The organism is Beijerinckia mobilis, from assembly GCF_000745425.1.
Classification (GTDB): Bacteria; Pseudomonadota; Alphaproteobacteria; order Rhizobiales; family Beijerinckiaceae; genus Beijerinckia; species Beijerinckia mobilis.
In genome coordinates, this window is the sequence record NZ_JQJH01000005.1 from 184,002 (window position 1) to 199,742 (window position 15,741).

16 protein-coding genes and 2 pseudogenes are annotated in these 15,741 nt (G+C 58.7%); 7 read left to right on the forward strand and 11 right to left on the reverse strand.

Annotation, left to right across the window (positions count from 1 at the left end; translation table 11 throughout):
- Positions 1-169: 169 nt before the first annotated feature.
- Positions 170-700 (reverse strand): hypothetical protein, encoded by a 531-nt coding sequence (locus DL88_RS20240; RefSeq protein ID WP_245270685.1) that lies wholly within the window; start codon positions 698-700, stop codon positions 170-172.
- 603 nt (positions 701-1,303) lie between these two features.
- Here DL88_RS20240 and DL88_RS07575 point away from each other — a divergent pair.
- Both DL88_RS07575 and DL88_RS19305 read left to right on the forward strand, forming a co-directional pair.
- On the forward strand, positions 1,304-2,122 hold the full coding sequence (locus DL88_RS07575) for a hypothetical protein (protein ID WP_034994171.1): 819 nt from the start codon (positions 1,304-1,306) through the stop codon (positions 2,120-2,122).
- A gap of 602 nt (positions 2,123-2,724) precedes the next feature.
- Complete coding sequence (locus DL88_RS19305; RefSeq protein WP_051955709.1) at positions 2,725-3,462, forward strand: Spy/CpxP family protein refolding chaperone; 738 nt, start codon at positions 2,725-2,727, stop codon at positions 3,460-3,462.
- 433 nt (positions 3,463-3,895) lie between these two features.
- On the opposite strand, the gene DL88_RS07585 is transcribed toward DL88_RS19305, so the two are convergent.
- Positions 3,896-4,438 (reverse strand): hypothetical protein, encoded by a 543-nt coding sequence (locus DL88_RS07585; protein WP_210165287.1) that lies wholly within the window; start codon positions 4,436-4,438, stop codon positions 3,896-3,898.
- Between the two features lie 133 nt (positions 4,439-4,571).
- Here DL88_RS07585 and DL88_RS07590 point away from each other — a divergent pair, with 133 nt between their 5' ends.
- Positions 4,572-5,501, forward strand: coding sequence for a LysR family transcriptional regulator (locus DL88_RS07590; RefSeq protein WP_034994374.1), 930 nt, complete (start codon positions 4,572-4,574; stop codon positions 5,499-5,501).
- 391 nt (positions 5,502-5,892) lie between these two features.
- Here DL88_RS07590 and DL88_RS07595 read toward each other — a convergent pair whose 3' ends face one another.
- On the reverse strand, positions 5,893-6,081 hold the full coding sequence (locus DL88_RS07595; RefSeq protein WP_034994175.1) for a hypothetical protein: 189 nt from the start codon (positions 6,079-6,081) through the stop codon (positions 5,893-5,895).
- A gap of 160 nt (positions 6,082-6,241) precedes the next feature.
- Here DL88_RS07595 and DL88_RS07600 point away from each other — a divergent pair, with 160 nt between their 5' ends.
- Complete coding sequence (locus tag DL88_RS07600; protein WP_034994176.1) at positions 6,242-9,124, forward strand: DEAD/DEAH box helicase; 2,883 nt, start codon at positions 6,242-6,244, stop codon at positions 9,122-9,124.
- Between the two features lie 365 nt (positions 9,125-9,489).
- Entirely contained in the window at positions 9,490-10,200 is a 711-nt protein-coding gene (locus tag DL88_RS07605) for a L,D-transpeptidase (RefSeq protein ID WP_034994180.1), read from the forward strand.
- Between the two features lie 147 nt (positions 10,201-10,347).
- Here DL88_RS07605 and DL88_RS07610 read toward each other — a convergent pair whose 3' ends face one another.
- Positions 10,348-10,776: a MarR family winged helix-turn-helix transcriptional regulator gene (locus tag DL88_RS07610; protein ID WP_051955710.1), complete on the reverse strand. Its 429-nt coding sequence runs from the start codon at positions 10,774-10,776 to the stop codon at positions 10,348-10,350.
- Between the two features lie 67 nt (positions 10,777-10,843).
- Here DL88_RS07610 and DL88_RS07615 point away from each other — a divergent pair, with 67 nt between their 5' ends.
- Positions 10,844-11,206, forward strand: a complete 363-nt coding sequence (locus DL88_RS07615) for a VOC family protein (protein ID WP_034994183.1) — start codon at positions 10,844-10,846, stop codon at positions 11,204-11,206.
- A gap of 357 nt (positions 11,207-11,563) precedes the next feature.
- Here DL88_RS07615 and DL88_RS07620 read toward each other — a convergent pair whose 3' ends face one another.
- The 7 genes and pseudogenes from DL88_RS07620 to DL88_RS19825 form a co-directional block, all read right to left on the reverse strand.
- On the reverse strand, positions 11,564-12,604 hold the full coding sequence (locus DL88_RS07620) for an ArsO family NAD(P)H-dependent flavin-containing monooxygenase (protein WP_051955711.1): 1,041 nt from the start codon (positions 12,602-12,604) through the stop codon (positions 11,564-11,566).
- Positions 12,605-12,608: 4 nt separating this feature from the next.
- Positions 12,609-12,845, reverse strand: a complete 237-nt coding sequence (locus DL88_RS07625; protein ID WP_034994188.1) for a thioredoxin family protein — start codon at positions 12,843-12,845, stop codon at positions 12,609-12,611.
- 13 nt (positions 12,846-12,858) lie between these two features.
- Positions 12,859-13,914 carry a permease gene (locus DL88_RS07630; protein WP_034994191.1) on the reverse strand — a complete coding sequence of 352 codons (1,056 nt, stop codon included), beginning with the start codon at positions 13,912-13,914 and terminating at the stop codon, positions 12,859-12,861.
- A gap of 1 nt (position 13,915) precedes the next feature.
- The gene (locus tag DL88_RS21005) at positions 13,916-14,059 is read right to left on the reverse strand and encodes a hypothetical protein (RefSeq protein WP_305953011.1); all 144 of its coding nucleotides are present in this window, start codon (positions 14,057-14,059) and stop codon (positions 13,916-13,918) included.
- The gene (locus DL88_RS21010) at positions 14,053-14,127 is read right to left on the reverse strand and encodes a hypothetical protein (protein WP_305953013.1); all 75 of its coding nucleotides are present in this window, start codon (positions 14,125-14,127) and stop codon (positions 14,053-14,055) included. Before DL88_RS21010 ends, DL88_RS21005 begins: the two co-directional genes overlap by 7 nt.
- Before the next feature lie 4 nt (positions 14,128-14,131).
- Positions 14,132-14,371 carry a hypothetical protein gene (locus DL88_RS21015; RefSeq protein ID WP_305953012.1) on the reverse strand — a complete coding sequence of 80 codons (240 nt, stop codon included), beginning with the start codon at positions 14,369-14,371 and terminating at the stop codon, positions 14,132-14,134.
- A gap of 400 nt (positions 14,372-14,771) precedes the next feature.
- Positions 14,772-15,131: pseudogene (locus DL88_RS19825) on the reverse strand (LysR substrate-binding domain-containing protein); the annotation flags it as partial.
- Between the two features lie 48 nt (positions 15,132-15,179).
- On the opposite strand from DL88_RS19825, the pseudogene DL88_RS20245 reads away from it, so the two are divergent.
- A pseudogene (locus tag DL88_RS20245) lies at positions 15,180-15,347 on the forward strand (OsmC family protein); the annotation flags it as partial.
- Between the last annotated feature and the right edge of the window lie 394 nt (positions 15,348-15,741).

Here is a 15,741-nt window from a genome sequence, read left to right on the forward strand (position 1 = left end):
GGGAACAATCCGCCGCTTTTCTTTTGGAATATCGGAGGCCGCTGGTCGTTTCTGCCCGTGCCCCCGGCTTTCAAATGGCATTCGGGGTTATCGGGCAGGAGAGACCATTGCTCTCTTGACCACAAAATAGGTCAAGCCATGCGCCAAGCATCGGCCGGTATTACCAGCTTCAAGGCGACACTGTTCCGCGCGCGCGGCGTCCCTTTGAGATTCTGCAGGAACAGCCGCCGCCTATATAGCCAGGCTCGCGCAGGATGCAGGTTTTGACCTGGGTCGTGCAGGAATTGCCGATCTGTCCGCTGACGGCGCTGCGTCCGCTGCTCAGGCGCTGTGCGGGGACTGTGGTGACGTAGACGCCGGAACCAGGCACGCCGTAGCCATAGGGATAGGCATAAGGGTCGTACCAACCAGTGCCATAGGGGTAATCCCATCCCCAACCCCAGCCGGAATTCCAGAGCCCTGCGCCGACGAGGCCGGTGCCGTAATAGGGCCATGCGCTGCCCCATCCCCAGCTCCATCTCGGGCCGTGCCAGCCACCGCCCCGCCAGCCGCCCCCGTGCCAGCCGCCGCCATGCCATCCACCCCCGTGCCAGCCACCTCCTCCATGCCAACCGCCGCCGCCATGCCAGCCGCCACCTCCTCCGTGCCAGCCGCCGCCCCCGCCATGGCCATGTTGGGCTTGGGCTGACCCTCCTGCCATCAGACCCAGGCCTAGAGCCAGGGTTGATAGAAATGATGCGATAGACTTCATCACGCCAACCTTCACATGCGTATCCCGGTGCTTATCCGAGACATTGGGGGACAATAAATCTCCAAAACAACGTCGAATGGACGATACCAGTTCCTAGGCGATGATCGTCACAGGAGCACGATGGCGTGAGCTTGGGATGCTACACCGTCGCATGGGGCGTTGCTTGTCGCTTGTGGATGGCAGGCGCAGGCTTCGCGCAGGGTTCGGAGCGTAACGTCTGCCTTGGTCGGCGTTCACCTCGGTTCCTGAGCTTTGGGCTGATTGCGCAGTCGGGCCTCATCGAAGCATCGCATACATTTCTATTGGGAATCCCGAATGATGGTTTCTATTCGCTCATCGGTATAATGATGAGAACACTCGCGTGGTGCTTCATATGATGATGCTGTCGCCGAGGCGCTCCGCTAAATGATTGCATATTTTGAGGAAAGCCTGACTTCATGCAGGGACTGCTCCATCTCTCTAGTTCCTAAGCAGACACTGCCAGAGATCCGATGTTGGGCCTTCTGAACGCTTTTGCCGGCCATTCACTTACATCCGTTTCACGAGCCTTCCATGCAAAAAACTTCGTCCTCCGCATCCGGTAAAACACTTTATCGCCCTCAGATTTTCCTTGCGACTCCCTGTTTTGGGGGGCTGGTCTCGCAACATTATATGCAGTCTGTTCTCGGTCTTGTTCACTTTGGCGCGCAGGCAGGGTTCGATGTCACCTTGGCTCTTCTCGGTCATGATTCGCTCATCACCCGCAGCCGGAATACACTGATCGGACAGTTCCTTCAGAGAACGGAAGCCACGCATCTCTTGTTCGTGGATGCTGATATCCTGTTTCAGCCTGAGCAAGTCTTCCACATGCTCGCCTTCGATCAGGATTTTGTTGCCGGGATATATCCTTTGAAGGTTATGGACTGGAGCCAGTCGGCGATCAAACGCGCGGCCTTGCGCGAGGAAAGTTTCGAAACGGCGCCCCTACATTATGTCGGTTCCCTGGAAAGCGGGCCTGCCCAGGAACGCGAGGGCCGCTTCGCGACAGCCATTTATTGCGGTGGTGGCTTTATGCTGCTCAAGCGGCAGGTGATCACGCGCATGATCGAAGCTTATCCGGAAAGCCGTTACAGGAATGTCCATGCTTTTACCAACGCCCGTTCCGAGGAAAATTATGCGCTGTTCGAATGTATGATCGACAAGGAAACCGAGGCCTATGTCAGTGAGGATTTCGGCTTCTGCCAGAAATGGCGCGATATTGGCGGGAGGATTTGGCTCGATACGGAAGGCCGGCTGACGCATATCGGCTCTTATCATTTTAATGGCGCACCGGCGTCGCGCTACGCTGCTCCCTCTCTGAATCCGCCCTTGAATCTTGCGTTGGCACGATAGGACTTATTGCTAATTGAGATCCCGCGGGCGTCTTTAATTCGTCGTGAAAAATCGGGATGAGGATGATGGTCATGAGACATGACCATCATCCTCATGTTGTATAGGAAGGATGGGGTAATCGCATCGTCATCCCATTTGGCTGCATTTTGCTGCTGTGACGGCTATCGTCGTAGTTTCCCTGTGAAGAGTCTGCTCTGATCGCGGCGGTAAATTGATGTCATGCACATCAAAAATAGTGTGTGCGTATGAGATTGTGAATTTGTTGTGTCGGTAAAATCGCCAGAGTTCATTTTAATGACACGGTCTCGTCGGCTTTGAGGTCGGCGAGACTCAGTCTGGGCGGTAAAACCGTCTTGATGTCGGCTGCCACGATCTCATATCGGTTTGGCTGAGCAATGAATGAATACGGGTGGAACCGATTCATTGACGGTCAATTGTACAATGAATTGTGATGCTGGAATTGTGATTTTGCGGTGTGCCATCACAAGCTTGTGTTGTTTGGTTGGCCTATCCCGTATGACATAGGTCACATGACCAAAGCTTAATTTGAACCTGGGCCATAAGCTTCCTATGTCTTGCCTGTCCCATTGCTGGAGTGCACCATGAAGACGCGCCTTCCCCTCATTGTTGCTCTATCCGCCGTTGTGGGTAGCGGCGTTGCCTGGGCAGTTACCCCTGAGGCGGCCCCTGAAAAACCTGCGGTGGAAAAAGCCGGCTCGACCCATGAAAATAATGGCCACGATCATCATGGTCATGATCATGCGGACAAGGGACCGGGTGATCATGAGCACGACGGTCCCCGTTTTTCCGCCGAGGATCGTGCTGCTTTCCTGGATGCCCGGATCGCCGCTTTGCACGCTGGTCTGAAGCTCACGCCTGACCAGGAAAAACTCTGGCCGCCGGTTGAAACGGCCTTGCGCAACGGTATGAAATCCGTGGGTGATCTGATCCGTCAGCGGCGTGAAGAACGCAGCAAGGACGAATCAAGCGAAGAGGCTCGTCCCCGCAATCCGATCACTTTCCTGCGTCGTCTGAGCGATTTTGAACTTGCTCGTGGCAATGCGGCGAAGGCGATCGCCGATGCGGCAGCGCCTCTTTATGATACTTTGAGCCCTGAGCAGAAAAACCGTCTGCCTGTTCTTATGCGGGGTCTGCATCATGGTTGGATGCGGTCTCAGATGCGGGGTATGATGGGGCGCGGGCCTCATTCAATGTGCGGTGGTCCGGAAGGTCGGCCTGGTGCTCCGAACCATGGAGAAGGTCCGCATGACCATGGCCCCCGTGGTGATCATGGACCGCAGGGCGGCGATCACGATATGGATGATGACGACGGAGAATAAGTCAGTCGGTATCAGACGAACTTGAGCGGGCGTAATGTTGCGTCTGTTCAGGGATTGTCTTGTCCGGAATTGTTTACCGTATACGCCTCCATCAATCGTTCTCATGATGGTGAGTAGACGAAGCGAGATCTCCTCACTCTTCGCGTAATCCTGACGATTGCGGCCTGGGGCCTCGCGATCAACGGTCGGACCCAGCTGCGGTCAGTCAGTCAAGACGATTCCTTTGGTTTGAGCAGGATGAAACGACATGGCGGGAGCAATTTGCTTCCGCCATTTCTGTATGGACGTCTTCCATCAGGCCGGCAGCCTTTTCTCACGTGAATAGGTTCGGCAGCTTGATGGCATAGCCCGCTCGACGCAGGCCTATTTGGCATGGGCATTTCGGCGGAGTGGAGAACTTCCGCCGAACCGAAATTATCATGGATGATGGCCTTCACCTCGCGGCGACCTTGGCGCGGCGAGCGATGCTCTCGGCGAAGAAGGGCGTTTCGCGACGGTTGTGATCACTGCCGGCCGCCTGACGCGCAGCAGCGGCGTCCGCGAAAGAGATGCGATGCTCGTCGAGGAAAGCCATGAATGCGTCAGTCGGACGCGCTGTGACACAATTGGTGTAGCGCGTGCGGCCATTGCCCGCATCTTCGGCGATCAGTTCCCAGAGCACATTGACCTGGGTGCGGCCGTTGGCTGTGAACACGTCGGAGATGGAGTTCATCCGGACGTAGCTCGGCCCTGCTTCCTCCGCGACATAGTGCTGGACCACGAGGCCTGAGCCGATCATCTCCACATTGATCGACATGCGCCGGCCATCGTCGGTGGTCGTGACGCCTGCTGCGATGTGGTCGGGCACGCAGCAGCGCAGATACTCAGCTTCCGGCAGGTTAAAAAGCCAGTCCGCTATATCGACTTTGGCGAGCGGCACGTCGATTTCATGCGAATAGGCAGACTGGGACAGGATCTGGTCGAGAACCTTCATCATCATTCTCCTTGGGGATGGGCAGAGACGTTGTTGTCTCGCCGGTTGCCTCTGAATGCCTCGACAGGGCCGCGATGATAACGCACGCTGATTCGGAAACGGCTTTGCGCGTTTGGCAAAGATGGAGCATCGGCACATGAAGGATCCCCGCTTCGCCGAGCACCTGGCGGTGTTCGCAGATGTGGTACGGCACGGGAGCTTTTCCGGCGCCGCGCGCAGACGGGGGCAGACCCCATCTGCGATCGTTCGGCAGATTGATGCTCTTGAATATTCGCTGGGCGTGCCGCTGCTGGTGCGCTCCACGCGCGCTCTTACGATGACCGATGCGGGCCAGCGCCTTTTTGAGCGTGCCCAGCCATTACTCGATCAATTGGCGGATACGCACGCGGAGGTCGCGGCGTTTGACGGTGCGGTTACAGGGACATTGCGGCTCGCTTGCTTCCCGACCTTCGGAAAGCGTTATGTCATCCCGGCGGTGGAGCGCGTTATGGTCGAGCATCCCGGGCTGAACGTCGAACTGGACCTGACCGAACGCCTCGCCGATCCGGTGCTGGAGAGATTGGACGCCGTGATTCGCATCGGGCGGCTGGCGGACAGCACGCTCATCGCATCCAAACTCGCGGACCAGCGCCGCCTGCTTGTCGCCAGCCCGGATTATCTGGCGCGGGCGGGCAGGCCGTCCTCAACTGTGGAACTGCGCGATCATCGATTGATCGACAAGCTTCACGGGGCTGATCTTCTGGGGTGGAAAGATGTTCACGCCACAGACGGAAGCCCGCATGTCGTCAGTCGGATGGTTTTTCGTTGCGATGATTTTGAGGCAATGCGTCTCGCTGCCATGGCTGGAATGGGAATAGCCTTCCTGCCTGATTGGGTGGTCGGGCCAGATGTATTCAGCGGTTGCCTGGAACGGCTGAAGCTGGGTGGCGAGCGCTGGAACGCGGAGCCATCGGGCATCTGGATGCTGCGCGCGCTGGCTCAGCCTTCGGCCCGTTTGCGCGTGGTCAGTGAGGCTTTGAGGGATGTGATAGGAACACCTCCATTGTGGACTGCCGCCGCGCTATAGAGGCATTGATCCGCGCGTTGTCGGCCGCAATGCGCCCATACGGTCGTCTGTGCGTCTCGTGTCCTAAAGCCTGCCATCCCGCTCATGTGGTGAGCAGTGGTGCGTAGAAGTCTTACTGGATCGTTGTATGTCGGATAGGACCTTCGACTTGGCGCAACTGGTGCGACCGTCACTTGTCACGCAGGAAGTGCGCGGCGATTACGATACCCCAAGGCGAGTCTGTAAGTGTCGGGTTATAGAATGATAACGGCGGTTCGCTGTGCCGTTTGGCGTCATGCGGCAATCAGCGGGACGATCGGACGGTAGCGGGAAATCGGCCGGGTTATTTCCGCTTCGTACCCAAAATAGTCGCTAAGGTGTGATCCACCGGATCCCGAAAGCCGCCCTTCGTTCAGAGGGCGTCCGAGTGAATGGAAACGGATGAAAGCGTCGCGCCTTCACACAGGAGCGTCGTTCCGAGCGCAGGTATCAATGCGCCTTCCATCGAGGCGATCAGAACCACGATGGAGCAAGGCACGCAGATGACCGATTCTGCTTCGTGATTGAAGGTCAGGTATTTCAGTCCCTTCTGCACAAGCAATCTATCCTCCCGAACTGCGCGCCGGCAGAACAAGGCTGAGCTACATCAAAAATAGAGTAATTTACCGCATGAAGCCTCCAATTCGGACCTGACCGACCACGGGTAGTCCTTCCGATAAAATAGTGTTTCGCGTACGTTCCTTCGGGATAGGGGAGAAAACATGAAGAGTGACTTGCCCTCCGGTCACGGATTAGCAGCGAATGTGCGTGCGATCCCTGGCCTTGTGCCGGTTGAGAACAGTTCCACTTCTATCACCGATGTTCAATTTGACGCGCTGGCGGCCGGCGTCGCGCGAGGGGAAAATGTCCTCGTCAGCGCACCAACATCGACTGGCAAGACGCTGATCGGCTGGTGGACGATCGCCTCCTCGCGCGCAGCAGGAGGGCGTGCAGTCTATCTGGTATCCCATCGCACCCTCGCCAAACAGAAGTTTGAGGAGGCACAGCGGCTATTCCTCGACACGCTCCTCGACGGGGACCGATCCCAAATCGTGTGCGCGACTGGAGACGCGGTGGAGGATGCATCTAGCAGGAAGACCAGCGCTCCGCTCGCAGCCAGCATCGTGATCGCGACGTACGAGAAATATCTTGGCTGCCTCTCGACGGGCGGGCCACCGCGCGATCTGAGCGACGTGACCTTTGTCTGTGATGAGGTTCAGCTCATCGGCGACAAGACGCGGGGTAAGACCGTCGAGCTCCTGCTCACCTTGCTGAAGCGAGCCGGATGGCGGCAGTTCCTCGGCCTTTCAGCGGTGCTCTCCGATAAGGATGCGAGTGACCTAGCTTCCTGGCTATCACTGCGCCTCGTGCGCAATCCTGCGCGCGAGAAGGCGCTTGAGCTGACCTGCCGCACCGCCAACACAGCTTATTCCATATTATTCGCGCCATCGTACGATGGCGAATGGCAAGTCGACCATTCTCATCAGACCATCGAGACGCTGGGCATCGTTCGGGAGCTGCTCTGCAACGCTGATCAAAAGCCGGTGATCGTCTTTTGCATGAAGGTCGATGAGACATTCGAGCTGGCCGCATCGCTGGCGGCACAATTGCCACTTTCGGCTCCGGTCGTCCCATCGCCGGGGCTGGAGATTGGACCGGAGCTGCTCAACCTGCTGTCCAAGCGCATCGCGTATCATAACGCCGAGCTGAGCGAGGAGGAGCGGCTCTTCATTGAGCACCTTCTCTCGGCCGGCGCGATCGACACCGTGTTCGCAACCTCGACCCTGGCAGCAGGCGTTAACTTTCCGCTCGGCAGCGCGGTGTTCGCGGCCTGGAAGCGATGGAATTCAGACCGTCGCGAGCGGGTTGCGATCGGCGCAGCCGAGTTTCAGAACATGGCTGGCCGGGTCGGCCGCATGGGGCAGGTCAGCTCGCAGGGGCGCGTGATCGCGACGGCGGACAACGCCCAGGACGCGAAGCTGCTTCGCAGCCTGATGAACCTCGGATTCCAAGAGGATTTGGGAATCGGTATCAAGCCCGCGGAGTTCGGTCCGCTGGTGCTACAGATTTTCGCTGGTAATCTTTGCTCAAGCCGCGACGAGGCATTTGGGCTTCTCGCCTCAACCCTCAGCGCGGCGCGCGAGGCCGATCGTAACGTGGCAGGGCTTGCCCATTGGCGCAGCGCTCTTGATGTTGAGATCGACCGCCTAATCGGGACCGGCTGCTTGCTAGAGGGGCGGTCCAAGATTGTGGTGACGACGCTTGGTCTATCGGTTGCTCGCTCGGGTCTCAAACCAGAGACCGCGATCTATTTTTTTGAAGGCTTGGCCAACGCGGCAGATAGCCTTATCGCCATGTTGCCGACGCCCGAGGACACCGGACAGGAGGACGATTTCCTTTTCATCATGGCGCATGCGGCGCTGGCTTCGCCCGAGTTCAGGCGCGAGGGCGGTGTGCCAACCAGGGGGATACACTGGCGGATTGGTAATCCGGGCATAATTTCGAACCCCTATGCGCAGCGCCTCGACCGGCTATTGTTCGAACAGCCATGGCTCGCGGACGTGTCGGCAGCGAATGGCGCCCTGCTGCTTACCAAATGGTCGGCAGGCTGTTCGCGAGACCAGGCGGAAGAGATCATTCCATCGGTCCGCGTAGGCACAACCCAAGCCTTGGCCCGCGATATCGCGTGGATCCTGACGGGTATCTCCGAAATCGTGGGTGCGGTGACCGCGCCCGCGCTGGCGGACGAATCGAAGCCCGAGCTGCTACGTAGCAATGCCGAGCATGTTGTGGCAATCCGTCAGCTCGCCCGCGCGATGCGGCGGCAAGCAGCCCGGATCAGCGCGGGCTTGCCATCGGAAACCCTGTGGCTAATGTCACTCGACCTTCAACAGTCCCCTCGTCGGCTTTCTCGCAAGCAGATTCTTGCTTTGCGACGCGAAGGCATGGCGCGCGCCATCAATCTGATGAGCGGCGCCCCAGAATCCGATCAGGCGCGTCGGCGCGCGCTCGATGCCATCACCAATCCCCAGCTCGCCAACGCCGTTCGAAGCGCCGCACGACGGTGGAAGATCGAGGATCGGGCATATTGCAAGCGGTTGCACGGCAAGCGTGCGAGCCAATTCGGCGCGTTCGCGGCAATCGAAGCGTTCTATGAAGCACGTAATGATGCATTTGAAGTCGCCTTTGAAGGGCTATTGAGCTTCGCTGCGATCGATTTCCAAAGGCTGGATGGGCGCGGAAAGATCGGTCATCCCGACTATCTGGTTAATATCGACGGGCTTCCAGGCCTCGTTTTTGAACTCAAGTCGAAGGCCTCGAACGAGGATGTTGTATCCTATAATCACGCGACCGAGGTTCTCGCCGCCTCCGAGATCATCGGAATGCGCGACAATTTTTGTATCACCCTCTGCAATCCTGGTATCGAGCCGAGTGTGCCGGCCCTTATTGAGGCATGCGGCCGGCTGTGTGTGGTAGATGCCTGCGACTTCGCGGAAGCGATCCTGCGCGTCCGTGAAGGGCGACTGACCCGAGCGGATCTCCATAACTGGCTTACCACCCCCGGGATAGCGCTACGAGAGGATCTCCCGTCGCCGCCGAGATGAAAATAGCCCTGCCATTTCGCGTGCGGTCCCAGCTCTTCACTCTCATGGCGCCAGCCACCAACAGCAGCCTACTCTCATTTTCTGCTCCAAAGCGGCCTGACCGCTTAGGGGCTGATCACACCACAAGCAGTCGGCCGGCATCACGCCCAGCGTAGTTCTTGAGGGGACAGCCGCCTGTTTTTGTCAAAGCCAGCGCGATGCGGGACTGCGTGGACGGGCTCTGGCGCATAGCAAGCCCGCCCCACGAAGGCTTGAACTTGCCAATCGAGCCGTGTAACGGCAATCTCAGCTCGGCATAGACATTCAGCGGGCATATGCCGGAGCATTCTCTGGTCAGGCGGCAGGATATGGGAAACTCCAAATTCATGGTCATGAACGGTGAGAGTGCCAACGCCGGTGGGACGGACGATGTGGCTCTGCCTGGGCTTTCGTCGGAACTTCTCAACCGCCGGTCGTTTCTGTTCGGCTCTGCCGTCAGTTTCGGCGCGCTTGGCTTAGCCGGTTGCGCGACAATCGATGACACCGGCCGCGCCGAGGCGGCGAAGCTCTATGGGCCCGTGTCCGACAGGAAATTCCCGATCCCGGCGGTCGATGTCAGCAAGATCAATCCGAAATATTATCGCCGGACCGTGCGCTATGACACGCATGAAGAGCCCGGTACGATCATCATCGATCCAGCCAATTACTATGTTTACCGCATCGAGGGCGATGGAAACGCCACCCGCTATGGCGCCAATGTTGGCCGTAAGGGGTTTCTCTGGAGCGGCGAGGCTTATGTCGGGCGCAAGGCGGAATGGGCGACCTGGACCCCGCCCAAGGAGATGATCGAGCGTCAGCCCGAGGCGCGCCAATATGCCGGCGGCATGCCGGGAGGTCTCGATAATCCGCTCGGTGCCCGCACGCTCTATCTTTATCAGAAGGGCGTGTACACGCTTTACACGATCTACAGCACCAGCGTTCCCGAATCGATCGGGACCGGCATTACGAGCGGCTGTACCGGCCTTCTCACCCAGGACATGATCGACCTTTATTCACGAACGCCGGTCAAGACGAAGGTGATCGTCCTGCCGGCATAGGCAACGTCAGTCCTCTCAGGTCAGGCGCGTCGGTCCAGCCAGGCAAGAACATGGCCGTTTGGTAGCGGATAGGGCCTTTGTCGCGACATACCATAGACTGGATGAGGGATAAGACGCGATGTAGGCGTGTAGTAGGGCGGCGCTTGTCTATTTGCACATGGCGTTGTGGAGCCGGTCCATCAGATCAACGGCATCTTTCACGGCGTCCGGATGGACAGCGGCCTCCAGCACTGCCTCTACCCGCATCACCTCGGCATTGGCAGCCTCGGCCTTCGCATGTCCCTCGGGCGTCAAACGCGCAAGCTGGCGGCGACCGTGATGAACATCCTGTCTACGCTCCACCAGCCTTGATTCTTCCAGTTTCGCCAAAACGCCCTGCATCGATTGCGGGGTGATGAATGCGCGCTCGGCCAGGTCCGCATTGGTCTGGTCCGGCCTCGCATTCAGTTCGGCCAGTACCGCATATTGGGCAGGATTGAGCCCAAGCGGTTTCAGTGCCTCCTCCATACGGCGGTGCAGGGCATGCTGAGCCAGCTTCAGCCGGTATCCCAGCAGCGGTGTCATATCCTTGGTCATTGCAATATAAGGCACCTTATATTATATCAGCCTCCTGATGTTACCATTCCAAGCCAAGGAGACAACCATGCCCCGACTGATCGGTCCCGATTTCATCGGTATCCAAGCCGAAGACCTACAGGCAGCCAGAGCCTTCTATGGCGACAGGCTGGGCCTGCCTGTGCTGCAGGAGAACCCTGAAGCGATAGTCTTCGACAGCAAGCCTGCTCCCTTCGCAGTCAGAAAGCCTTTGGTGGATCTGGAAGCGGCTCAAGGAAAGCTGGGCTGGGGCATCGCTCTATGGTTCGGCTGCGATGACGCCGATGCGCTGCATGAGGAATTGAAGGCGGCGGGAATAGTCATCGCCTTTCCGCCGAAGGACGGCCCGTTCGGGCGATATTTCGCATTCCGCGATCCGTTTGGCTACACGATCACGGTTCATACTATATGACGACGCGGTAATGGATGGGTGCCGCCGCCGTGAGTATGTCAAGGTGGCCAAGGCTGGCGGCTTTTGCCAGTTCTGCCACGGCCGGGAAACGCCGGTTCGGAAGATGTTGGCTGGAGATGGCGTGGTTTATTATTCGCCGCGCGAACACATGGGTGACGGCGCGCATTCGCGCCTTCACAGGCGGACTTCGACTCGATCGCAAAGTGGTGATCAGGGGAAATATCGGGCTTATAGAGGGAAATCGACAAGCTTTGGCGGACTGTCCGGAACGTCTCCATTTAAGCGTAGAATGGCCAAGGCCGGCCTTCGTTCATTCAATCCAGCCCGGCTTACGAGGACGATCCTTCTCTTGGGGTTTCACTCCAGGTTCTGAAGCAATCGCGCGGCAAGGTCGCGAGCTGTGCGCGCCGCGCCCATCAGGGTGGCGGAACCGGGGCCAGTCCAATCGCCATAGCCCGCAAGCCAGAGGCGCGGCTCCTTGACGGCCCGCTGATCCTTCACAAGAACTTTGCCATCACCTTCGATGACATCAAGCGCCCGAAGATGTTCGAGTGCCGGCAGAAAGCCCGTGCACCAGATGATGGAATCAACGGCCAATTGCGACTTGTCCTGCCAGATGACCCCGGTCTCGATCATGCGCTCGAACGGCCTGACAGACACAAGGTCCCCGCGTGCCCTGGCTTCCTTCACCGGCGGGACGACCACGATATCACCGATACCTCCGACTGGTTCGTCATTCGCGCCGGCTTTCATGCGGGCTACGGCACGCTCAAACAGGACATGGCCGTCTACGTCGTCTGGCAGGAACAGAGGATCATGCGTGGTGACCCAGAGCGCATGCGACAGCGGAGCGACCTCAGCCATGATCTGTGCGCCGCTGTTGCCCCCTCCTACAACGAGTACGATTTGCCCGGCGAAGTCTTCCGGCCTCACATAATGCGCAGAGTGGATCTGATGCCCCCGGAACAAGTCGCGCCCCGGAATTTCAGGCACATAAGGATGTGACCAGGTGCCGGTTGCGCTGACGACGCTACCTCCTGCGAACTGTCCGGCATGGGTCTGCACCTCGAGCCAGTGATCCGCCCGCTCTATCGAGGCTACTTCCAGAGGGCGCTTGATTGGCAGATCGTAACGAACCTCGTAGCGACTCAGATAGTCGATCACATCATCGCGCGTAGGATAGCCCGCATGCCGGGGTGGTGGCATCAGCCAACCCGGCAATGAACTGTAGCCTGCGGGGGAAAATAGCCGCAAGGAGTCCCAGCCATGGCGCCACGCTCCGCCCGCTTCATCGCCTGCGTCCAGAATGAGAAAATCAGCCTTCGCTCGCTTCAGGTAATAACCGAGCGCAAGGCCCATCTGGCCACCACCAACGATGATTACATCATGTTTTTCCATGGTGTCAGGCTTGGAGCCAGCGCCTGAGATCGTCTTCCTTGGGCAAGCCGCCAGAGTGTACGACCTTGCCGTTGATCACGATACCGGGTGTCGAGACGATGCCGTACTTCGCCATTTCGGCGTAGTCGGTCACTTTTTCGATCGCGATTTCAAGCCCGAGATCACGGGCTGCGGCCTCAACCATGTCCTGCGCTGCCTGGCACCGCTTGCAGCCAGGGCCGAGCACCTTGATGTCTTTCATGGGGAAGCCCTTTCTAGGAATAGAGCGCGTTGAACAGGTAGCCCACGGCAAGGATGCCGCAGCCTACAACTGCGATAAACACGGCGATCAGCTTGATGCTGAGCACCTTGCGCAGGATGATCATTTCGGGAAGGGAAAGCGCGATCACCGACATCATGAAGGCCAGCACGGTGCCCAGCGCAGCTCCCTTATCCAGAAGCGCCTCGATCACCGGAATGATTCCGGCTGCATTGGAATACATCGGAATACCCAGCAAGACCGCGGCCGGAACGGACCACCAGGCATTGGCGCCCATGATCCCGGAAAGCAGGGCCGCTGGCACGTAGCCGTGGATAAAGGCTCCGGCGGCGATCCCGGCAATGAGCCAGTACCAGACCTTGCCGACAATCTCCTTGACCGCTTCCCAACCGGCTTCGAACCTGTCTACCCAGCTGATGTGTTCATCCTCAATGTCCACATCCCCGGCACGCACCTCGCGCACCCAGGGTTCGAGCCAGCCTTCCAGATGCAGCCGGCCGATCACCCATCCCGAAACAATCGCCACGCCGAGACCGAAGGCGAGATAGGTGAGGGCGACTTGCCAGCCAACGAGCACGAACAGAAGCCCCAGGGCAATCTCGTTGACCATGGGCGCCGCGATCAGGAACGAGAAGGTTACGCCCAGCGGAACGCCTGCCGACACGAAACCGACAAACAACGGCACTGCCGAACAGGAACAGAAAGGTGTGACGATGCCCAGATGCGCCGCCGCTATGTTGGCCAGTCCCTCGCGCTTGCCAGCCAGGAGTGCGCGGGTACGCTCTGGTGAAAAGAAGCTACGCACCACACCCATGGCAAAGACCACCAGCGTCAGAAGCATCAGGACCTTGGGCGTATCGTAGAAGAAGAATTCCACCGACGCGGCAAGGTGAGTGCCCTGCTTGATCGGCATCAGTGCGACCAGCCATTGGGAAAACAGCTGCAGCTTCGCATAGATCGCGAACCATGCAACAAGCGCGATGGCGATTCCCACGAACCACACGGCTTGAGATTTTCGGGCCTGGCCCAGAGATGCGGCAAGCGTGGTCATGTCAGGCAGCTTTCTTCTGGTTGGTGGCATCGGATCGCGGCGGCAGGGCATCCAGGACATCCTCGATGATGGCGGCCCACTCATCAGGGAGGTCGACGCTCTTGCGATAGCGCACCCATTGCGCGTCCCTGCTGTCGGTCAGCAAACACCAGCCCGCTTCAGACGCTGCATGTGGCGTGACATGCGCGATTGTGTCACTGCGAGCCGATCCATCAGTTCACACACAGTGTTCCTCGCCGTCCCAGACGATTTGCAGCGCGCGCAGTCGCGTCGGTTCTGTAAGCGCGCTCAGCAGGTCATCGATGTGCTTGCTTATGCCGGTTTCATATGCGGTAGGGCGCATATGCGCCTTGACGCAGATCAACTTAGCATAGGCCGCCAAAAATCCATCGAATATTTCCGATGCATGTTTTTCCGAAACAGCCCTCTCGATTCTCTCGGCGTTGAGCCACTCCACCCGGCTCGAGGCCTTTCGCTAGTTGGTACGGCACGAACCTGACGGTCTTGCGACCGGCGCACTCGTTGATGCATCGGGGCAAACCCAAAGGACCTTCTCTTCGCACCTTGCGGTGATGGCGAAGGCAGGGCTGGTCCGGTCCGAGAAGCGCGGAGGCCACCGAATCCAGCGGGCCAACATCGTGGCCCTCAAAGGTCTCATGCTCTCTGCTCTTCCTGCGAACGACTGCTGTCAGGGACGGGCGGAGCTTTACGAACCGCTCATCCTCCTCGCCTCCCAGGCCACCTGAAGGAGTTCTTCCTTTCCGTGTCCGATAATCGCTTTCTTCGTTCGCTTCCCGATGCCGACACGCTGCCGGCCCTCAGGCCGGAATGGTTCGCGAACGGCAGGAATGTTGGAGTTAGTGCTCCTTTGGAAACTGAGCGGCCAAATGGTCTATCAGAGCACGCACCGCCGGCGGCAGCCCGCGCCTTGTGGTGAAGATCAGATGGACAATCCCTCGCTGCGCGCGCCAATCCGGCAGTATGTGGACCAACTGCCCCTTGCCGAGGGCATCGGCGCATATGTGATCAGGCAAGAGTGCCACGCCCAGACCTGCGATGGCGGCAGCGCGCACGGCACCGAAATCACTGCATGTCATGCGCGGTTCGTGGCGGAGCTGATGAGCGGCACCATCATCCCGCTCAAGACGCCAATCGATCTCATCAATGTCATCGCTGGTGCCAGGCGTGGGGTGATCCGCCAGAGCGGCAATGTCATTGCCAATGCCAAGTCCCTTCATCACATTCAATATGAAAGGAACAATCCCATAACGATCACTCCCCGCTACACGACCAGCGCCACCGCTACTGGCGGCCGCGACGGTAAGGCCTCAACCGATGACGGGAGCTTCTCGGTCACGCTCGGAATACCCAAGGAATTGGGAGGAAACGGTCAGGGCAACAATCCCGAGCGGCTCTTTGCCTCAGGCTATACAGATGACCGATTTCAGGAGAACGTTCGGGATTTTTGACAGCTGCTTTGAAGACGAAAGCCACCGCGCTGCGGTTCCAGGCACGCAAGTATCGGGTTATGGCGTGGAAATGGCGGTGTTGGCGGCCAGCGTCCGACGAAGATGAGCACTATGAGATAGTGATAAGTCTCTGACAAATATGCAGATATTCATCGCTATGCGGCGATCGAGGGGGTTCGGCGGCGTTCGCGTATCAGATGGTGGCAATATCGTGCATTTGACGGCAGGTTTGCGCCCCATTTCGGTCGCTCGCTGCCCGCCAATCTATTCCTGAAAGCTGCCGGGCCGGCACGGCGACGGCTGTGTCTCAGGTAGGGCGGGAAATTGACCGTCTGCTTCCGGGCCCGGGTCTCCCGTA